Here is a 20,163-nt window from a genome sequence, read left to right as displayed (position 1 = left end):
GACGCCTCAATCTCGACACGCTACCTCTCGACAGGAATAGGCCGGGCGCGCCGGCTGCGCGCGGTGTGGCATTGGCTGCCTATCGATCTTCCGGATCCAAGGGGCCGCTGCTCGCCATCGTTTTCTCAGGGCCTTCGAGTGAAGCGCGAGCGACTCAAGATCAGCGACGTAGCCGCTCTCACCCGGGGCTACGGGGCCCACGCGCCTCTCGATCAACTCGGCGCTGCGACTTCTCCGATCGACCGTCGAGCTGTGAACCTGCGATGGCTCTGCGCCAGCACGCTCACGGGTCTGACCGGCGCGGGTCTGATTGCGGCCGCGCTCCACGTTTCTCTGCAGGGTGACGTTTCCTTCGCGGCGATCCCCGAGAAGGCCACCGTCGTGGCACGGCCGCAGCCGAGCGAGAGCGGGGCCAACATCGCCCGCAAGGGCGACCGTCTCGTGCGTAATCTGATGGTCGCCTCCGCCAAGCAAAGCTTCCGCGCGCCCGTAACCGTCCGTCTCGGGGATCGCGAGATCATCAAGGCGAAGGCCTTCGTCCGGCTCAGCACGCCCCTGTCGATGACCACTGGGGTCTATGCGGCCGAGCCGCCCCGCTTCGACCCGATGAAGTTCGTCTCCGACGAGCCGCTCGAGCGCGCGCCCGATGCCGCGGCGGACGCGCCGAGCGCGGAGGTTACCGTGGTCAAGCGCGATCTCGCCGACGCGGCGGTCGAGGCCAGCGCACCCGCGCTCACCGACGACGATGTCACTGCCCAGGTCGAGGAGGAGCGCCGCATCGCCGCCGAGGCCGGACGCCGGGCCGCCATCCCGATCGCCCCGCAGATCATGCTGTCGCGGACCCTGCAGCAGGGCGGGTCCGCCGACGGCGACGGGGCGGCGCCGAAGGAAGCGAACCCGTTCAAGTCCATCGAGGTTCTTGTCGTCCCCGAGAATGTCACCAAGGTCGCCAAGACCGAGTTAAAGCCGAACGAAGTGCCGTTGGTGGAGGAGCGCGACCTCGCCCTCAAGCGCGGCGAGACTCTGGAGAGCACGCTCAAGGCCACGGGCTTTGCAGGCGATGAAGCGATCCGCGGCGTCGTCGCGGCGCTCGGCGGCAGAGCGAAGACCGCTGCTCTCAACGAAGGCCAGGCGATGCGCGTGCAGATCGCCCCCGGCTCCCATCCTGGTGATCCGCGCCAGGTCACCCGCGTGGTGCTCTACGGAGAGAACGGCATCGAGGGGATCGCCGCCCTCAACGACCGGGGCGCGTTTGTTTCGGTGGCACCGCCCGTCGAGGAGGCCCCCGCCCCCAAGTCGCAGCCCCAAGCGGAGGCCGGCGAGGAGGAGGACGAGGATTCGGGCTCCGGGCCCCGCCTCTATCAGAGCCTCTACGAGACCGCGGCGCGCCACGACCTGCCCCGGGCCACCGTCGAGGATATCGTCCGGGTGTTCAGCTACGACCTGGATTTCCAGCGCCGGATCGCCAGCGGCGACGGGCTCGACGTGTTCTACACCTACGACGACGAGACGAGTGCAGACCGGCCGGACCTGCTCTATGCGGCGCTGACGCTGGGCGGTGAGACCCGCAAGGTCTATCGCTTCCAGTCGCCGGATGACGGCACCATCGATTATCTCGACGATCAGGGGCGCTCGCTCAAGAAATTCCTCCTGCGCAAACCGATCGCGGACGGGATCATGCGCTCAGGCTTCGGCTACCGCCGCCATCCGGTGCTCGGCTATGCCAAGCTGCACACCGGTGTCGATTGGTCGAATCCCATCGGCACCCCGATTATGGCGGCGGGCAACGGCGTCGTGATCCGCGCCGAGATGACCTCCGGCTACGGGAACCGGGTCGAGCTGCAGCACGTCAACGGTTACGTCACCACCTACAACCACATGTCCCGGTTCGGCCGCGGCATCCGTGAGGGCGTCAAGATCCGGCAGGGGCAGATCATCGGCTATGTCGGATCGACCGGCCTGTCGACCGGAGCGCATCTCCACTACGAGGTGATCATCAACGGCCATTTCGTGGACCCGATGAAGATCCGCGTGCCGCGCGGACGCGAGCTCGACGGTCGGCTTCTCGCCGAATTCAGACGTCAGCGCGAGCAGATCGACGCGACCCTGCAGAAGTCCAAGAGCGCCACGGCACTCGCCCAGCGCGACGCGGTGGTGCGTTGAGGCGTCGCGCCTGGATCAGCTGAAGCCGAGCCGTGCGCGGATCGCCCCGGGTGTGACGCCCGAAGCGCGGAGGTCCGCGAGCGATTGCGAGCCGCGCGACTTGGCGAGTTTCTCCCCGGCGGAGTCGAGAAGCAGCGGGTGATGCCGGTAATACGGCACGGGAAGGCCGAGCAGGCGCTGCAGCAGCACGTGAAGATCCGTGGCGGCCTCCAGGTCGCGGCCGCGGACGACGTGTGTGACCCCCTCCTCCGCGTCGTCGTGGACCACGGACAGGTGATAGCTCGTCGGCACGTCGCGCCGCGCGATCACCGCATCACCCCAGCGGGCCGGTTCGGCGGCAACCTGAGAGGTGCCGTCCTCAGCGAAGGCGCAGTAGCCATAGGGCCCGGGCATCTCCCGCAGCGCGGCCGCCATGTCGAGGCGCCAGGTATGCGGCTCGCCGCGGGCGAGGCGGTCGGCCACGAGCCCGACTTCGAGCGTGCGGCAGGTCCCGGGATAGAGCGGAACGCCGTCTGGGTCGCACGGAATCTCGCTACCGGCCGCGATCCGGGCCCGGATCTGCCCGCGCGAGCAGAAGCAGGGATAGGCTAGGCCTCGGGCGACCAAGCGATCGAGCGCGGTCTGGTAGGAACCCATATGCTGCGACTGACGCCGGACCGGCTCCGGATAGGTCAGCTCGAGCCATGCGAGGTCGGCGACGATCGCGGCGATCAACTCGGGCTTCGAGCGCTGTGGATCGATGTCCTCGATCCGCAGGCGGCACACGCCGCCCATCCGGGCGGCGAGATCGGCGTTGAGCAGCGCCGAATAGGCGTGGCCGAGATGGAGACGCCCGTTCGGGCTCGGTGCGAAGCGAAGGATCGGTGTTTCGGACCTCACCCGTCTTTGTGCCGCAGGCAATGCGGGGCCGCGGGCTGGCAGGCGATCCCGGGAAGCGAGCAGGCCGGCCCCTCAGGGAGGCGCTGGCAGACCGTGCAACCGTCGCTCCATTCAAGGCAGGCCGGATCCTCGGCGACCGAGCGCGGCGCCGGTGCGTGCCGGGCGGGCAGGAGCGCGCCGAGGAGTACGGTCGCGATCACGAGAATTGCCGTTCCCCACGCGGCGAGCGCGCCGCTCGAGGAGCGCGGTGCGGGCGACGGAGCTGTGGCTGTCGACATGGAAATCCTGTTGGCGCGGTGCGGGCCCCGCTGTCAACGCGGGAACCGTCAGGCGGCGCGCGCCGTCCGGCGTTCCAGCAGGGCCGGAAGCAGCTTCACGTTGAGCGGCTTGGCCAGGAAGCCGTCGAACCCCGCCTCCCGGGCGGCGCGCTCGTCCTCCGGGCCGGCATTCGCCGTGAGGGCGACGAGATGGAGCCGACGGCCGTCGGGCGATTCGCCTTCGGCGGCGCGAATCCGACGGGCGGTCTCGTGACCGTCGAGGCGTGGCATCCGCACGTCGATCAGCGCGAGGTCGAAGGGCCCGTCGGCGTTCAGGCATTCCAGCGCCTGCACACCGTCCATCGCGTGGACGACCTCGGCGCCGAGCCGCTCCAGCGCCCGGGTCGCCAAGAGGGCGTTGATCGGATTGTCTTCGGCCAGCAGGATCCGCAATCCGGCACCGGAGCGCAACGCCGGCGCGGCGGGTACGGGGGCGGCCTCCGACGCGGCGGGAAGCGCGAGCAGGCGCTCGAACAGGGATCGCGCCCGGACAGGCTTGATCAGGTATCCGTCGAAGCCCGCAGCGCCCGGCGCACCGAAGCCGCGCCGGTCGAAGGGCGACAGCAGCACGAGGCTGCAGCGCACGCCGCAGGCGCGCGCGGCATCGGCGATCTGCCGCACCGCCGCGTCCCCGAGCGCCCGATCCGCCAGCACGACGTCGAAGGCCGCCCCCGCCAGCGCGTCGAGGCCGGATTCCAGGCTGTCCACGATCACGGTCGCGGCGCCGGCCCGGGACAGGCTGCGGGCGAGATAAGGCGCCTGATACGGTGAATCGGCCACGATCAGGCAGCGCTGGGCGTTCAGGCGCATCGCGGACCTGCGCCGACGCAGCTGGCCGTCGGGCACTTCCGGCAGCGGCAGCGCCACCCGGAAGATCGAGCCTCGCCCCAACCGCGATTCCGCCTCGACGCGACCGCCCATCCGGGTCACGAGACGCCGGGTGATGGCAAGGCCCAGCCCGGTCCCCTCGTGGCTGCGGCTGGCGCTGCCGTCACCCTGCTCGAACTCCTCGAACAGGATCGGCAGCCGATCCTCCGGGATGCCCGGGCCGGTATCCGACACCGCGATCAGCACCTCTCCGTCACCCGCCTCGGAGCGCGCGAAGGTCAGGCTCACGCCGACGCCGCCGTGCTCCGTGAATTTGATGGCGTTGCCGGCGAGGTTGATCAGGATCTGCCGCACCCGGTCGGCATCGCCCAGCAGGCTCAGGGGTACGTCCTCGGCGACGTCGAGGGCGATCTCGATGCCCTTGTCCTGGGCGCGGGGCGCCAGCAGCTCGACCACGCCCTCGGCGAGCGCCGGCAGGTCGAAGGGCTCGGCCGCGAGATCCAGGCGGCCGGCCTCGATCCGCGAGAAGTCGAGCACGCCGTCAATCAGGCCGAGCAGCGCCTGGCCGCTGGTCCGCACGGCCTCCACGTAGGTGCGCTGCTCCGGATCGAGATCGGTCCCGAGGACGAGATCGGCCATCCCCAGGATGCCGTTGAGCGGCGTGCGCATCTCGTGGCTGATGGTGGCCAGGAAGCGCGATTTCGCGACGCTCGCCGCCTCGGCCTTCTCCAGGGCGGCATCGCGGCTGCGGACCGCCTCGACACGGGCCGTCACATCCCGCCCGGCGCGCAGCCAGTGCATGGCGTCGCCGTGCGCCACCGGCATCTCCACGAAGGCGAACCAGCGGACCCGTCCGTCGACCGAGCGGACCTGCGCCTCCATGCGGCGCACGCCGTCCTCTCCGACCTCGACCGTGCCGCGGTCCAGGATTTCCAGGTCGATCTGCGAGCCGAGCAGCGCGATGGGCTCGCGGCCGAGGAGACGGGCGAAATCCGCGTTGGCGTAGGTGATGCGGCCGCTCGCGTCCCGCTGGACGATGACCTCCGTGGTTGCCGCCACCAAAGCGCGATAGCGGTCCTCGCTCTCGCTGATCCGCCAGAGGCGGTCGTGCATCCGCTCGGCCTCGTTGTCGTCGGCGGGGACGCCGTGCGCGCGCCAGCGCCCCCATGCAAGGGCCGCGGCGAGCAGGAGTGCCAGGGCGAGCGCGATATCCTTGATCATCCGTGCCTCCCCGGCGGCAGGCCGGTTCAGTGCAGGATCGCAGGCGAAGCTGAAGGCGGCGTTGGGAAAGGCGCTTAATCGGCGGTTGCGGCATTCGCCGAATGCGGCGCAGCTTGCCCTGCACCGGCCGGAAACGCCGCCGCAGCGCGATCCGAACCGCGGCTCGCGAGTTGCTTGCCAGGACGAAATCCCGGACGGAGACCGCACATGCCCGGCGAGCACTATGACGTCATCATCGTCGGGTCGGGCCCGGGCGGCGGCACGATGGCGTGGCGCCTGGCCCAGACCGGCAAACGCATCCTGCTGATCGAGCGCGGCGACTACCTCTTGCGCGAGCCGCGGAACTGGGACAGCCAAGCCGTGATCGTCGACGGGTACTACCAGGCCAAGGAGACTTGGTACTCCTCGGACGGCAGCAGCTTCCATCCGGGGCTCCACTACTACGTCGGCGGCAACTCGAAGTTCTACGGCTCGGTCCTGTTCCGCCTGCGTGAGCAGGACTTCGCCGAGATCCGCCACCAGGACGGCATCGCGCCGGCCTGGCCGGTCGGCTACGACGAGTTCGAGCCGTATTATCAGGCCGCCGAGGAGCTGTTCCACGTCCACGGCCTGCGCGGCGAGGACCCCACCGAGCCCTGGTCGAACAGGCCCTACGCCCATCCGCCGGTCTCGCACGAGCCGCGGATCCAGGAGCTTTTCGACGATCTGAAGCAGGCCGGCCACCACCCGTTCCACCTGCCGGTTGGCGTGCGGCTCGTCGAGAAGGACGGGCGGGCGGTCTCGACCTCGCCCTGCATCAAGTGCGAGTCCTTCGACGGCTTCCCCTGTCCGACCAACGGCAAGTCGGACGCGCAGACCATGGTGGTCGATCCCGCCCTGCGGGACTGCCCGAACCTCACGCTCCTCACCCGGACCTATATCGAGCGTCTCGTCACGGACCCGTCGGGCCGTGCGGTGACGGGCGTCGTCGGCACCCGGGACGGCGATCCCTTCGAGGCCTCCGCCGACATCGTCGTGGTGGCCTGCGGCGCGCTCTCGTCGGCCCTGCTGCTGCTGCGCTCGGCGAGCGACCGGCACCCGAACGGCCTTGCCAACGGCTCGGATCAGGTCGGGCGCAATTACATGCGCCACAACAACTCGACTGTGCTGGCGCTCTCGAAGACGCCGAACCCGACCCGTTTCCAGAAGACCTTGGGGCTCAACGACTTCTATTTCGGCGACCCGGATCCGAAGGACGATTGGGCCTTTCCGCTCGGGCACATCCAGATGGTCGGCAAATCCGACGGCGCCCAGATCCATGGCGAGGGCCTGCCGGGCTTCCTGCAATGGTTTCCCAACAAGCCGTTCGACTGGCTCGCCAAGCACTCGGTGGATTTCTGGCTCACCTCGGAAGACATCCCTCTGGCCCAGAACCGGGTCTTCTACCGCGACGGCAAGGTCCATCTCGATCTCACGGAGACCAACGTCGAGGCGCACAAGCGGCTTCGGCACAAGCTGCAGGAGATTTGCACCTTCACCGACATCCATCCTCACCTGTTCGACCGCTCGCTCTATCTCGGCAAGAACATCCCGATCGGCGGCACCGCACACCAGGCCGGAACGCTTCGGTTCGGCGACGATGCGGCGAACGCGGTCCTCGACCGCAACTGCAAGGCGCACGAGCTCGACAATCTGTACGTGACCGACGCCAGCTTCTTCCCGTCGGTCGGCGCCGTGAATCCGACCTTGACGATCATCGCCAACGCCCTGCGGGTGGCCGATCATCTCGTCCAGCGGATGGGCGCCCGAGACGAGATCCCGCCGCCCCGCCTGTTCGATCACACCGAGCCGCGCGAGCCGGTTCCGGCATGATCGCTGCCGGGGTAAGCCGGCACGGTCCGGTCCGTCGGGGTGCCCGAGCCGTCTGCTGACACGCCTCATCGTCCTCGCCCGCCCCTCTCCGCCCCGTCTTCCCGGGGCCGCGCAGCGGGGCCCGGATCCAGACCCGCCGAGGCGGCAAGGGCGTGCACCGCCGGCTTCTCTGGGTTGCCCGCCTCCGGCCTGCCCGTCCGGGTCCGGGCCCGCCTGCGGCGCCCCGGAACGACGGCGCGGGTGGCGGAACCGGCAGGGCCCCTCCCGCCATGCGCGATCATCCCCGCGCGCCGTTGGGCGCCGGGGGCATGGCCCAAGAAGCGACCACAGGGGACGCGGGACGCCGCGGGAACCCAGGTGTCGGCCAGTCAACGCGCGGGATCCGATCCCCGCGGCGCCCGCGGCATCGGCCGGGCATGGTCCCCGGCCGGTGCCGTCTTTCTCGTCGCGGCGTCTGTGCGACGTCCCGGTCCTGCGCCGGCCTGCCAAGCGGTCTCAGGCGAGGCGCACGCGCCTCCGGAACCCGCTATCACTCTCCGTGGCCTTCCAGCCGTTCGCCCGCCTCGTCGTGGGCGGATCCGCAGGATGCGTAGGGTCGGCCCAGAGGCGGGTCGGCGCGGGGGCATTTCCGCCCCCGCCGGGCCAAGGGCCGCCCGGTCTCACGCCCGCCACCGAGACACGCCCCGTACCGGGCACGCCGCCCGGGGCGATGGCGGCTGAGAGCCACCGACGCGGGCGCCGCCCCACCCCCGGACCCGCCCGGTCAGCCACCGCACGGGACCCATGAAGGACGCCCCGGGATCGCTCCCGAACCGCCGTGGGCAGGTGCGGCTAGGAAGCACAGAATAGGAATATTGTCAAGGGGCGGTCGTGCCCGTCGCCGTGCAGCCCGTGTGGATCACGCCCCGCATCGTCGTTCCGGGGCGCCGCAGGCGGGCCCGGACCTGCGGGGGCACGCCGGAAGCGGGCCGCCGAGCGCCGCCGCCGCGCCGGGATAGCGCGCCGCCGTCGGCTCCGGATCCCGGGTTCCGCTGTGTGGCCCCGGGATGACGGGGGACGCGGCGGCAACGATCCCCCCAGAACGAGGATCGCGCCGTTTCCCGATCTGGAGATGCGGGCGGCCGCGTCTGCTATGTCGGGCGTCCGAGCCCTCATCGATCGCAGCGCGCGTGGCCATCGACCATATCGACCTCACCCGGATCGACCTGAACCTGCTGGTCGCCCTCGACGCCCTGCTCGACGAGCGCAGCGTCACGCGGGCGGCCGCCCGGGTCGGCATCGGCCAATCGGCGATGAGTTCGAGCCTCGCCCGCCTGCGCCGCCTGTTCGACGACGAGCTCCTGACCCGCGCCCCCGACGGGATGCGCCCGACGCCGCGCGCGCTCAAGATCGCCGAGCCCCTGCGTGCCACCCTCCGGCAGGTCCAGGCGCTGGTGCACCGGGAAGAGCGGTTCGATCCGAAAACCGTTGCGCGCAGCTTCACCATCAGCCTCCCCGACAGCGTCGAGGTGCTGCTCGGGCCCCGCCTGATCGCGGAACTCCGCCGGGAGGCGCCCGGCATCCGACTGCTGCTGCGCTCCGTCGACCGGGCGCGGATCCTCGACGAGCTGGACGCCGACCGGGTCGACCTCGCGATCGGGTTGTTCTCGGAAGGACAGATCCACCACAAGCAGCGGCTTCTCTACCGTGACAGCTACGTGGTCCTGTTCAACGCCGCGCTGATCGGGCTTCAGCCGCCAATCGGACTCGACGATTACCTGCGCTTCCCCCACGTCCTCACCTCCCTGCGCGAGACCGCGCACGGGGTGGTGGACGACGCGCTCGCCCTGATCGGCCGGTCGCGGACGCTCGCGGTAACGACGCCGCGCTTCCTGGTCGTTCCGTTCCTGGTCCGCGCCGCGCCGGTGATCGCCACCATGCATGCCCGGCTCGCCACATCCTTCGCCAGCGCCCTGGCGCTCAGCGTCAGCCCGGTTCCGGTACAGCTCGACGACGTGGCGGTCTCGATGCTCTGGCACGCCTCCTACGACCGCGATCCGGCCCACCGCTGGCTGCGGGACCTGCTGGTCCGGCTGGCGCACGAGCCGGCGGAATTCGGCGTCCTCTGAGGTTCGGGTGGAGCGGATCGACCGGAACCCTCGTCTGTATCGATGCACCGCAGCCGCTTCCCGAAATCGTTCCGGGCCTACGGAGCGGAGCCTGAATCCACAGGCGCCGACGCGCCAACATCTTGCACCAACGGCGATTCCGGATCCGGGGCTCGCCTGCGGCGCCCCGGGATGACGGCGCGCTCCACCATCCGCAGGTCGCCTGAACGGAGACGGATCCTCTCACGCGTGACGCCCGGCTGCCGCTCGCATTCTCCTGCTCGACATCCGCTCACAGGCACGGATCCTCGGCCGCCTCCAGCCGCCCGCTCGCGATGGCATCGCGAAACAGCGCGTAATCCGCCGCGTTCCGCTCCGCGTAGGCGGCGGCCCAATCGGCGATCGCGCCGCCGAGGTCGTGGTGCTTGCCGCTGCCGCAATAGCCGGTGATCGCCGCCGCGTCGCCGGTCCGGGCATGGGCTCGGGCGAGGAGGACCCCGTAGGCATACGCGAAGGTCATGAGCGGGGCGCCGGACATGCGGGCCAGCGGGATCGCGCCCTTCAGGTTCTTCATCTGGCGCACGTAGAACGGCCGCCCCGCGATGCTGGTCCAGCCGAGCAGCGGATCGCCCACCGCCTGGAGCAGGCGCTGGCCGTAGATCACGCGCTCGCCTTCGTGGCCGGCATAGGGCGCCGGCATGCCCGGCAGGTAGGGCGCGTGGGCCGGGCGGACCGCTTCCTTGACCTGGAGGAAGAGCGCGTCCGCGTCGGAATTGCCGAACAGGAGCGCGACGTAGGCGCGGGTCCCGACGCTGCCGACTCCGACGACGCGGTGGGCGACGTCGACGACATGATAGCGGTCGAGCATGAAGCGCCGCTCGCGCGGCAGGGTCTCGGCGTAGCGCTCCAGACCCGACACGATCCCGTCCCGCGTCGCGTCGTCCACGGACGTCAGGATCGGCGGGTCCGCACGCAGGCGCCAGCTGCCGTCGGTGCGCCGCTCCGCGAGCTGGCCGAGCAGGCTGCGGTTGTTGCGCCGCCGGGCCTTGTCCACCGCGCGCCGGACCACCGCCCGGGCCTCGGCATCCATCCGGATTCCGGCGAGATGCGGCGCATCGGCCCGCGTGGTCTGGTACCAGACGTCGAGGGAGCCCTGGGGGGCGAGGCGCCGCATCGTGTGCTGATAGCCGGTGACCGCCTCCTTCACGGCGGCGCGGCGCTCGCTGGCCGGGACGCCGGCATCGCCGGTGGCGACCGCGATGCCGGCCGCGAGACGCTTCAGGTCCCATTCCCAGGGGCCGATCGTGACCTCGTCGAAGTCGTTGAGGTCGAGGACGATGTCGCGCTGGGGCGTGCCGAACAGGCCGAAATTGTCGGGGTGCGCATCGCCGTTCATCACCACGTCGATGCCGCTGCGCGGCCCGTGCGCGAGGTCCCGGGCCATGACGTGCGCGGCGCCGCGCAGGAACGCGAAGGGCGACGTCGCCATCCGGGCGACCCGCAGCGGGATCAGGTGCGGCTGCCGTCCCCGGTGCGCCGCCTCGATCAGCGCGACCGGATCGGGGCGGTCCGGATCGGACGCGGGCGCGGCCTGGGCCGCATGGGAAACGGCGCCGCGCATCCGCTTGCCGGCCTGCCGGCGCTTGTCCCAGGACTCGACGCCGACCCGCAGGTCGATGCGCGGGAAATCCGCGATCGGTGCCAGCACCGGATCATCGGCCCCGCTGTCGGGCTGCGCCTGACCGCGCGGCAAGTCAGTGCCGTTGCTTGCCGCCCGATCCATGACTTTCCGATCCGCTTCAGGCTGGACAACCTTGACCGTGCCACGCCGTTCCGAGATGCCGACAGTCTTGCACAGATAGCATCGGCCCGGCTCTGTGACTGTTCGGCCCTGACCGGGTCTTGACCACTCTCCGGGCGAGCCCTCTAACCGTTCGACTATTCGAGGGCGTCTGTCGTCCCGTGCCGTTCACGGTATCGCGACCAGCGGGCCGAATGCGGACCGGACGCCCCATCGGTCGCGGTTGCATCAGCGAGACGTCGCATGCCCAAGGGTTCAGATCTCCTCGTCGCAGCCCTCGAGAACGAGGGCGTCGACCGCATCTTCGGCATCCCCGGCGAGGAGAATCTCGACGTCGTCGAATCCCTGCGCAACTCCAAGATCGAGCTGGTGCTCACCCGCCACGAGCAGGCGGCGAGCTTCATGGCCGCCACCCACGGGCGGCTGACCGGCAAGCCCGGCGTCTGCCTCTCGACGCTGGGCCCGGGCGCCCTGAACTTCTCCACCGGCGCCGCCTACGCGCATCTCGGCGCGATGCCGATGATCATCATCACCGGCCAGAAGGGCATCCTGTCCTCGCGGCAGGCGAAGTTCCAGATCGTCGACGTGATCTCGTCGATGAAGCCGATCACCAAGATGGCCCGGCAGATCGTCTCGGCCTCCTCGATCCCCACCATCGTGCGCGACGCCTTCCGGGTCGCCACCGAGGAGCGGCCCGGCCCGGTCCTGCTGGAACTGCCGGAGGACATCGCCGCCGAGGAAGCCGAGGCGGATCTCGTGCCCTCGCACCCGATCGACATCGCGGTCGCACACCCGGCCGCGATCGACCGCGCCGCCGCAATGATCCTGGGGGCCAAGCGCCCGCTGGTCATGCTGGGCGCCGCCGCGAGCCGCCCGCGCGCCACCGGCGAGCTCGGCGGCTTCGTGCAGCGCACCGGCATCCCGTTCTTCACAACCCAGATGGGCAAGGGCACCGTCGCGGGCGGGACCGACCTCTACATGGGCACCGCCGCTCTTTCCGAGCGCGACTACGTCCACGAGGCGATCGACAAGGCCGACCTGATCATCGCGATCGGCCACGACACGATCGAGAAGCCGCCCTTCTTCATGGGCCAGGCCGACCAGAAGGTCCTGCACATCGGCTACATGCCGGCCAATGTCGAGCAGGTCTACTATCCCGACGCCGAGGTGGTCGGCGACCTCGGCCCGACGCTGAAGCTGCTGGCCGACAAGCTCGACGGCAAGCTCCCGAACGCGGGCGCGCTGCTGCACCTGCGCGAGCACATCCTCGGCCATATCGCCGACAGGGCCGGCGAGGACCGCTTCCCGGTGACGCCGCAGCGCCTCGTGCGCGACGTGCGCCGGGTCATCCCCGAGGACGGCATCGTCTGCCTCGACAACGGGATGTACAAGATCTGGTTCGCCCGGAACTACCGCACCTACGTGGCCAACACGCTCCTGCTCGACAACGCGCTCGCCACGATGGGCGCCGGCCTGCCCTCGGCCATGATGGCGGCGATGCTCTACCCGAAGCGGCGCGTCATGGCGGTGTGCGGCGACGGCGGCTTCATGATGAACAGCCAGGAGATGGAGACCGCCGTCCGGCTGAAGCTCAACCTCGTGGTGCTGGTGCTCGACGACTCGGCCTACGGCATGATCCGCTGGAAGCAGGCGGTCGACAAGTTCGCCGATTACGGGATGACCTTCAACAACCCGGACTTCGTGCTCTACGCGAAGTCCTACGGCGCCACCGGCCACCGGGTCGAATCGGTCAACGACCTCGTGCCGACGCTGGACCGCGCTTTCGCGGCCGGCGGCGTGCATCTCGTGGCGGTGCCGATCGACTATTCCGAGAACACCCGCGTGCTGGTCGATGAGCTGCGCGCCAAGGTGAAGGATTTCGAGCCCGCCGAGTGATCTCGGCGTCGCAAGTGGGTCGGGACCAAGACAGGGCAGTGCGATGAACCCGTTCACCTTCCAGACCACGCCGAACGTGCTGTTCGAGGCCGGCGCCTCCCGGAAGCTTCCGGAGATCGTCGGCAGTTTCGGGGCCAAGCGCGTCCTGCTGGTCACCGACAAGGGCGTGCGCAGCGCCGGGTTGACCCGGGCCGCCGAGACGGCTCTGGCCTCCGCGGGCGTCACCCTGGACGTCTACGAGGACGTGGTCGCTGACCCGCCCTCCACGGTGATCGAGGCGGCGGCCAAGCGCGCCCGGGAACTCGGGACCGACCTCGTCCTGTCGATCGGCGGCGGCTCGGCCCTCGATACCGCCAAGCTCGTGGCCTACCTCGCCAAGTCCGACGAGCCGCTGGATTCGATCTACGGCGTCGGCCTCGCCAAGGGCGATCGCCTGCCGCTGATCCTGGTGCCGACCACTGCCGGCACCGGCTCCGAGGTGACGCCGATCTCGATCGTCACCACGCCCACCACCGAGAAGAAGGGTGTCGTCGCGCCGAAGCTCCTGCCCGACTGGGCGGTGCTCGATCCGGAGCTGACGCTGGGCCTGCCGTCGCACGTGACGGCCGCCACCGGCATCGACGCCATGGTTCACGCGATCGAGGCCTTCACCAGCAAGAACAAGAAGAACCCGATCTCCGACCAGCTCGCCAAGCAGGCGCTGGCTTTGCTCTCGGCCAACATCCGCACCGCCTGCACGGACGGGAAGAACCTCGAGGCGCGCTCCGGCATGCTGCTCGGCTCGATGCTGGCCGGCATGGCCTTCGCCAACGCGCCGGTCGCGGCGGTGCACGCGCTGGCGTATCCGGTCGGCGCGATCTTCCATGTGCCGCACGGGCTCTCGAACGCGCTGGTGCTGATGGGCGTGATGCGCTTCAACCTCTCGCACGCGGAGGCGCTCTACGCCGAGCTGGCGCCGATCCTCGATCCCGCCGCCGCGGATCTGCCGCAGCCTGAGGCCGCCAAGCGCTTCGTGGACAGCCTCGACGCGATCTGCCGCGACTGCAAGGTTCCGGCCTCGCTCGCCGAGGTCGGCGTCGCCCGGCAGGACCTGGAGCGGATGGCCACGGACGCGATGAAGCAGACGCGGCTCCTCGTGAACAATCCGCGCGAGGTCACCTACGACGACGCGTTCAGGATCTACGCCGAGGCACTCGGGGAGGCGCGGCCCGCGGCGTGACCGATCGATTGATCCGACGGGTCCCCCCCGCCTCACTCGTCCCTGGCAGATTCGCACATCGACGGATGAGGCCGACGACCAATTCACGCGCGCCTTCCCTTTCCCGTAAAGGGGGGCGGGAAGAGACGGGTCATGCGGTCGGGTCTGTGAGCTGACGACAGGCTTCGCGGTTGCGCGAGGCCCGATAAGGTCGGGAGGGAACGCCAGCATGGACCAGTTCGACGCGTTCCGGGCGATGAGCGAGTTCTGGACCCGGGCCGGAACGGGTCTCTTCACCCAAGGCGCGGGGCAATCCGCGCCCGGCTTCGGCTGGCCGACCTTTCCGACATCCGATCTCGCCGGCATGGCCGCCGCCCAGTCCAAGCTGACCGAGGCCTGGACCGCCGCCAGCGCCCTGTCGCAGACGCTGACGCGATCGCTCCAGGGCGGCCCCGGCGCGCCGGACCCGACCGCCGGGGCGGTGCTCGCCAAAATCTTCGATCCGCAGGCCTGGCTCGGCGGCTCGGCCGAGTTCGACGCGGCGCTGACCCGCATGTCCGAAGGCCCGCAACTCGCCGACCTGTGGCAGACCGAGCGGCGCTACGCGGCGCTGTTCACCGCCTGGGCGACGCTTCGGCGGGCGCAGAGCGAGCATCAGGCCGTGATGCTCGATGCCTGGACCCGGGCCGCCGGCACCTTCGCCCAGGAGGCCAATGCCCGCGCCGATCGCGGCGAGAGTTTCGCCTCCGCCCGCGAGATGATGAGCCGGTGGATCGACACCGCCAACGCGGTCCTGCTGGAGGTCCAGCGCTCGGACGGATTTCTGGCCTCGCAGCGGGCCGTGCTCCGGGCCTCGACCGATCTGCGCCTCGCCCAGCAGGACGTCGCGGCGTTCCTGTCCGAGTTCTACGGCCAGCCGACCCGGGCCGAGCTCGACGACGTGCACAAGAGCCTGACCGAGCTGCGCCGCGAGGTCCGGGCGCTGCGCCGCGAGCGGCGGCAGGCCGGCAAGGTCGCGAAGGCGGCTGGTTCACAGATCGGGGAGGACGCCCATGGCTGATCTGGAGAGCCCGAAGGGGCCGGCCGCTCCGCTGAATCTCACCCCGGCCGCATTGCTGGCCGAGGTCGGCACCCTCGGCCGCCGCCTCAGCGAGGGCGCCAGGCTGTTCGCCGATGTCAGCGACGCGGACGTGGAGATCGCCACCACGCCGAAGGATCTGGTCTGGAGCCAGGACAAGGTCAGCCTCTACCGCTACCGGCCGCTCGCCGAGAGCAAGGGCCTGCCGCCGGTGCTGATCGTCTACGGGCTGATCGGCCGCTACACGATGGCCGATCTGCAGGAGGACCGCTCCCTCGTCCGCAACCTGCTGAATCTCGGCCTCGACCTCTACGTGGTCGATTGGGGCAATCCCGGCCGGGCCGACCGCTATGTCACGATCGACGATTACGTGGACGGCTATCTCGCCGAGTGCGTCGCCTTCATCCAGGAGGCGGCCGGGCGGGAGACGATCAGCCTGCTCGGAATCTGCGAGGGCGGCGTCTTCACCACCTGCTACGCCGCGCTCTACCCCGAGACCGTCAACGCGATGGTGCTGACCATCACGCCGATCGACTTCCACGCCGATGCCCGCGATGCCCGGGCCGGCCACGGCTTCATCAACGTCTGGACACGCTCGCTGACGCCCGAGGATATCGACCGGCTGATCGACGCGCAGGGCTCCCTGCCCGGCGCCTTCATGGGCTCGGTGTTCTCGATGATGACGCCGATGCGCACCATGACGAAGTACAACCTCGACCTGCTCGACGCCCTCGACGACAAGAAGAAATTCCTAAATTTTCTGCGGATGGAGAAGTGGATCGCCGACCGGCCGGATCATCCCGGCGAGGCGGCCAAGCAGTGGCTGAAGGATCTCTATCAGGACAACAAGCTGGTCCAGAGTTCTTTTGAACTTGGCGGCCGGAGGGTGGATCTGAAGGCCATTACCTGCCCGGTGCTGAACGTGTACGCGCAGGACGACCACATCATTCCGCCGGCCACTTCACAGGCGCTGAAGGACAAGATCGGCACCACCGATTACACCGAGATGGGTCTGCCTGGCGGCCATGTCGGCGTGTTCGTCGGCGGCAAGGCGCAGAAGTTGCTGGGCTCGGGCATTGCAGACTGGCTCGGCCAGCGGGGGTCGGATGCTCGCTGATCGGTTCTCACGACGCGCAACGCCCCTCCCCTCCCCCCTCTGCGGGGAAGGGTGGCGCCCGACCCCTGCTGACGCAGGGGCCACCCTCCCCCGCAGGGCTGAGGGGGAGATGCGCGCGGTCCGGCCGCCGAGGACCAATCCATGGGCAGCCTGAAGAACAAGATTGTCAGCGCCGACGAGGCCGCCGCCATCCTGCAGGACGGCGACATGGTCGCTGTCTCGGGCTTCGTCGGCATCGGCACCCCCGACGAGCTGATCCTGGCGCTGGCCCGCCGCTTCGAAGCGGGCGCCGGCCCGCACGGGATCGGGCTGATGTTCGCCGCCGCCCCCGGCGACGGCAAGGAGCGCGGCCTCAACCGCCTCGCGATTCCCGGCCTCGTGAAGCGCGTCGTCGGCGGCCATTGGGCGCTCGTGCCGAAGCTCGGCGCCATGGCGGTCGAGGGGCAGATCGAGGCTTACAATCTGCCGCTCGGCGTGGTCTCGCATCTGTACCGGGAGATCGCCGCCCATACGCCGGGCCACATCACCAAGGTGGGCCTGCGTACCTTCGTGGATCCGCGGCTCGAAGGCGGCAAGCTCAACGCCGTCACGACGGAAGATCTCGTCAGCGTGGTCGAGCTCGGCGGCGAATCCTGGCTCCACTACAAGGCGTTTCCGGTGAACGTCGCGCTGATCCGCGGCACCACGGCCGACCCTGCCGGCAACATCACCATGGAGCGCGAGGCGCTGACGCTGGACAACCTCGCCGCCGCCATGGCGGCGAAGAACTCGGGCGGCTTCGTCATCGCCCAGGTGGAGCGTCTGGCGGAGGCCGGCTCCCTGAACCCGCGGGAGGTGCAGGTCCCGGGCATCCTGGTCGATTGCGTGGTGCTCAGCCAGCCGGAGAACCATCGGCAGACCTACGGCACGCCCTACAACCACGCCTTCACCGGCCGCCAGCGCGTGCCGCTCGACCGGGTCCCGCCGATGGCGCTCGACGCCCGCAAGGTGGTGGCCCGGCGCTGCGCCTTCGAATTGCCGCCCGGCGGCGTCGTCAATCTCGGCATCGGCATGCCGGAGGGCGTCGCGGCGGTCGCCGCCGAGGAGCGGGTGCTCAAATACCTGACGCTCACCGCCGAGCCCGGGGTGATCGGCGGCCTGCCGCAGGGCGGGCTCGATTTCGGCGCTGCGCTGAACCCGGCCGCGGTGCTGCACCAGAACCAGCAATTCGACTTCTACGACGGCGGCGGCCTCGATCTCGCCTGCCTCGGCCTCGCCCAGTGCGACGCCGAGGGCAACGTCAATGTCAGCCGGTTCGGCAAGCGGCTCGCGGGCGCGGGCGGCTTCATCAACATCTCGCAGAACGCCAAGAGCCTCGTTTTCGCCGGCACCTTCACGGCCGACGGCCTCAAGGTCGCGATCGAGGGCGACGGGATCCGGATCCTCACCGAGGGGCGCTCGCAGAAGTTCATGGCGGCGGTCGAGCAGGTGACCTTCTCGGGGGCCTACGCGGCCGAGCGCGGCCAGCCGGTGCTGTACGTGACCGAGCGCTGCGTGTTCCGGCGGACCCGGGCCGGGATGGAACTCGTCGAGGTTGCGCCGGGGGTCGACATCGCGCGGGACATCCTCGGCCAGATGGGTTTCGCGCCGATCGTGCGGAACCCGAAGCCGATGGATCCGCGTCTGTTCCGCGAGGCCGTGATGGGGCTGGAGCCGTGGCTGCTCGGCCTCTCCATGGCGGAGCGGATCAGCTACGATGCGGAGCGCAACATCCTGTTCTCGAACCTCGAGGGCTTTCAGGTCCGGACCATCGAGGATGTCGAGCTGGTGCGCCGGGAATACGAGCGCGCCTGCCAGGAGATCGGCCGCAAGGTTCACCTGATCGCCAATTACGACGGGTTCGAGATCGACCCGACGGTGAGCGATGCCTATTTCTCGGCCATCGCTTATCTGGAAAAGCGGTACTATGAGACAGCGTCGCGCTATACGACGAGCGCGTTCCTGAGATTGAAACTCGGCGCCTCGCTGGCGAGCCGCGATCTGGCTCCCCACGTATTCGAGACAAGAGCCGAGGCACAGGCGAGGAATACGGCCCAGGGCGTGACCCTCAAGCCGCGGATTGCGATGTCGGATCCCGAACGATCGGAGCCCGACCTGCCGCAGCCGCCGAAGGAACCGTTGGATGCCTGAGACCGAGATTCCCACCCTGAAGGATCGCGCCCTGCTGGTCGAAGCCTGCCTCGTCGGGGGCGCCTGGACCAAGGCCGGCTCCGGTAGCATCGATGTCACCAACCCGGCGACCGGCGCGGTCATCGCCCGTGTGCCGAATGCCGGCGCCGAGGAGACCCGGCAGGCGATCCAGGCGGCGCATGCGGCCTATCCGGCCTGGCGCGCCAAGACCGCCAACGAGCGCGCCGTGCTGCTGCGCAAGCTCGCGGCGCTCGTCACCGAGCATCAGGAGGATCTGGCGCAGATCCTCACCGCCGAGCAGGGCAAGTCGCTGACCGAATCCCGCGGCGAGGTCGCCATGTCGGCTTCCTACGTGCTGTGGTTCGCGGAAGAAGCGCGGCGCGTCTACGGCGACGTGATCCCCTCCCCCTGGGGCGACCGGAAGATCCTCGTCACCAAGGAGCCGGTCGGCGTGGTGGCGGCGATCACGCCGTGGAATTTCCCGTCCTCGATGATCGCCCGCAAGATCGCCCCGGCTCTGGCCGCCGGCTGCCCGATCGTGATCAAGCCGGCCTCGCAGACCCCGCTCTCGGGCCTCGCCTGGGGCGTGCTGTGCGAGCGCGCCGGCTTCCCGGCCGGCGTGGTGTCGATCCTCACCGGATCGGCCCGCGCGATCGGCGCCGAGATGACCGGCAATCCGCTCGTCAAGAAGATCACGTTCACCGGCTCCACCGAGGTCGGCAAGGTTCTGCTGGAGCAGGCCTCGCACACGGTGAAGAAGGTCTCGATGGAATTGGGCGGCAACGCGCCGTTCATCGTGTTCGACGACGCCGATCTCGACCGGGCGGTGGCCGGTGCGATGCTGGCGAAGTTCCGCAATTCCGGCCAGACCTGCATCTGCACCAATCGCTTCCTGGTGCAGGACGGGATCTACGACGCCTTTGCGGAGAAGATGGCCGAGGCCGCCAACCGCCTGAAGGTCGGCAACGGCATCGAGGACGGCGTCGCCCAGGGGCCGCTGATCGACATGGCGGCAGTGGAGAAGACCGAGGCGCATATCCGCGACGCCGTCGCGAAGGGCGGCCGGGTTGTGGCGGGCGGCCACCGCCACGCGCTCGGCGGCCAGTTCTTCGAGCCGACCGTGATCACCGGCGCGACCCCCGCCATGGATGTCGCCCGCGAGGAGACCTTCGGGCCGCTGGCGCCGCTGTTCCGGTTCCGCGACGAGGCGGAGGCGATCCGCATGGCCAACGACACCGAGTATGGGCTCGCCTGCTACTTCTACACCCGCGATCTCGGCCGCACCTTCCGGGTGGCGGAGGCGCTGGAATACGGCATGGTCGGGATCAACGAGGGGATCATCACCACCGAGGTGGCGCCCTTCGGCGGCGTGAAGGAATCCGGCCTCGGCCGCGAGGGCTCGTATCAGGGCATCGAGGATTACCTGAACACCAAGTACCTGTGCGTGGGCGGGCTGGGCGTCTGACGCGCATCCCGTCACCCTCCAGCCGATCACCCGACGCCTTTCCGGGGCGCCGCGGGCGAGCCCGGGCGCCAGACGCACCGGCGCGCCCGGACT

Annotated in this window: 13 protein-coding genes; 9 read left to right on the top strand and 4 right to left on the bottom strand. The window is 69.8% G+C overall.

What is annotated here, in order from left to right:
• Positions 1-138 precede the first annotated feature (138 nt).
• Positions 139-2,163, top strand: a complete 2,025-nt coding sequence (locus JOE48_RS24875) for a M23 family metallopeptidase (RefSeq protein WP_210033731.1) — start codon at positions 139-141, stop codon at positions 2,161-2,163.
• A 15-nt stretch (positions 2,164-2,178) separates the two neighbouring features.
• Here the strand turns inward: JOE48_RS24875 and gluQRS are convergent, their stop codons facing one another.
• Genes gluQRS through JOE48_RS24860 form a run of 3 tightly spaced genes read right to left on the bottom strand, consistent with a single transcriptional unit; the run spans position 2,179 to position 5,408 of the window.
• The gene (gene gluQRS, locus JOE48_RS24870) at positions 2,179-3,042 is read right to left on the bottom strand and encodes a tRNA glutamyl-Q(34) synthetase GluQRS (protein WP_210033730.1); all 864 of its coding nucleotides are present in this window, start codon (positions 3,040-3,042) and stop codon (positions 2,179-2,181) included.
• Positions 3,039-3,320, bottom strand: a complete 282-nt coding sequence (locus JOE48_RS24865) for a hypothetical protein (RefSeq protein ID WP_210033729.1) — start codon at positions 3,318-3,320, stop codon at positions 3,039-3,041. Before JOE48_RS24865 ends, gluQRS begins: the two co-directional genes overlap by 4 nt.
• A gap of 48 nt (positions 3,321-3,368) precedes the next feature.
• Positions 3,369-5,408, bottom strand: coding sequence for an ATP-binding protein (locus tag JOE48_RS24860; RefSeq protein ID WP_210033728.1), 2,040 nt, complete (start codon positions 5,406-5,408; stop codon positions 3,369-3,371).
• A gap of 207 nt (positions 5,409-5,615) precedes the next feature.
• Here JOE48_RS24860 and JOE48_RS24855 point away from each other — a divergent pair, with 207 nt between their 5' ends.
• Both JOE48_RS24855 and JOE48_RS24850 read left to right on the top strand, forming a co-directional pair.
• Positions 5,616-7,259, top strand: coding sequence for a GMC oxidoreductase (locus JOE48_RS24855; RefSeq protein WP_210033725.1), 1,644 nt, complete (start codon positions 5,616-5,618; stop codon positions 7,257-7,259).
• Between the two features lie 1,169 nt (positions 7,260-8,428).
• Entirely contained in the window at positions 8,429-9,367 is a 939-nt protein-coding gene (locus JOE48_RS24850) for a LysR family transcriptional regulator (RefSeq protein ID WP_210033723.1), read from the top strand.
• Between the two features lie 271 nt (positions 9,368-9,638).
• On the opposite strand, the gene JOE48_RS24845 is transcribed toward JOE48_RS24850, so the two are convergent.
• Positions 9,639-11,129: a DUF2252 domain-containing protein gene (locus JOE48_RS24845; RefSeq protein ID WP_210033722.1), complete on the bottom strand. Its 1,491-nt coding sequence runs from the start codon at positions 11,127-11,129 to the stop codon at positions 9,639-9,641.
• Positions 11,130-11,390: 261 nt separating this feature from the next.
• Between JOE48_RS24845 and JOE48_RS24840 the strand changes: the two genes are divergently transcribed.
• From JOE48_RS24840 to JOE48_RS24815, 6 genes are all read left to right on the top strand, one after another.
• Positions 11,391-13,043, top strand: coding sequence for an acetolactate synthase large subunit (locus tag JOE48_RS24840; protein WP_210033721.1), 1,653 nt, complete (start codon positions 11,391-11,393; stop codon positions 13,041-13,043).
• 43 nt (positions 13,044-13,086) lie between these two features.
• Positions 13,087-14,262: an iron-containing alcohol dehydrogenase gene (locus JOE48_RS24835; protein ID WP_210033720.1), complete on the top strand. Its 1,176-nt coding sequence runs from the start codon at positions 13,087-13,089 to the stop codon at positions 14,260-14,262.
• Between the two features lie 208 nt (positions 14,263-14,470).
• Positions 14,471-15,301: a poly(R)-hydroxyalkanoic acid synthase subunit PhaE gene (locus JOE48_RS24830; protein ID WP_210033719.1), complete on the top strand. Its 831-nt coding sequence runs from the start codon at positions 14,471-14,473 to the stop codon at positions 15,299-15,301.
• On the top strand, positions 15,294-16,436 hold the full coding sequence (phaC, locus tag JOE48_RS24825) for a class III poly(R)-hydroxyalkanoic acid synthase subunit PhaC (protein WP_210033717.1): 1,143 nt from the start codon (positions 15,294-15,296) through the stop codon (positions 16,434-16,436). Before JOE48_RS24830 ends, phaC begins: the two co-directional genes overlap by 8 nt.
• 141 nt (positions 16,437-16,577) lie before the next feature.
• Complete coding sequence (locus JOE48_RS24820) at positions 16,578-18,605, top strand: acyl CoA:acetate/3-ketoacid CoA transferase (protein WP_210033715.1); 2,028 nt, start codon at positions 16,578-16,580, stop codon at positions 18,603-18,605.
• A complete protein-coding gene (locus JOE48_RS24815; RefSeq protein WP_210033713.1) occupies positions 18,598-20,070 on the top strand; it encodes an NAD-dependent succinate-semialdehyde dehydrogenase in 1,473 nt (490 codons plus the stop codon). Before JOE48_RS24820 ends, JOE48_RS24815 begins: the two co-directional genes overlap by 8 nt.
• Positions 20,071-20,163 lie beyond the last annotated feature (93 nt).

Origin of the sequence: Methylobacterium sp. PvR107 (assembly GCF_017833295.1) — a bacterium.
Classification (GTDB): domain Bacteria; phylum Pseudomonadota; class Alphaproteobacteria; order Rhizobiales; family Beijerinckiaceae; genus Methylobacterium.
This window is presented reverse-complemented; position numbering and strand designations above follow the sequence as displayed.

Excerpts from the sequence above, each read along its gene's own strand:
- JOE48_RS24815 (WP_210033713.1), top strand. The coding sequence starts at position 18,598 with ATGCCTGAGACCGAGATTCCCACCCTGAAGGATCGCGCCCTGCTGGTC.
- JOE48_RS24865 (WP_210033729.1), bottom strand. The coding sequence starts at position 3,320 with ATGTCGACAGCCACAGCTCCGTCGCCCGCACCGCGCTCCTCGAGCGGC.
- JOE48_RS24860 (WP_210033728.1), bottom strand. The coding sequence starts at position 5,408 with ATGATCAAGGATATCGCGCTCGCCCTGGCACTCCTGCTCGCCGCGGCC.
- JOE48_RS24835 (WP_210033720.1), top strand. The coding sequence starts at position 13,087 with ATGAACCCGTTCACCTTCCAGACCACGCCGAACGTGCTGTTCGAGGCC.
- JOE48_RS24820 (WP_210033715.1), top strand. The coding sequence starts at position 16,578 with ATGGGCAGCCTGAAGAACAAGATTGTCAGCGCCGACGAGGCCGCCGCC.
- phaC (WP_210033717.1), top strand. The coding sequence starts at position 15,294 with ATGGCTGATCTGGAGAGCCCGAAGGGGCCGGCCGCTCCGCTGAATCTC.
- JOE48_RS24845 (WP_210033722.1), bottom strand. The coding sequence starts at position 11,129 with ATGGATCGGGCGGCAAGCAACGGCACTGACTTGCCGCGCGGTCAGGCG.
- JOE48_RS24830 (WP_210033719.1), top strand. The coding sequence starts at position 14,471 with ATGGACCAGTTCGACGCGTTCCGGGCGATGAGCGAGTTCTGGACCCGG.
- JOE48_RS24855 (WP_210033725.1), top strand. The coding sequence starts at position 5,616 with ATGCCCGGCGAGCACTATGACGTCATCATCGTCGGGTCGGGCCCGGGC.
- JOE48_RS24840 (WP_210033721.1), top strand. The coding sequence starts at position 11,391 with ATGCCCAAGGGTTCAGATCTCCTCGTCGCAGCCCTCGAGAACGAGGGC.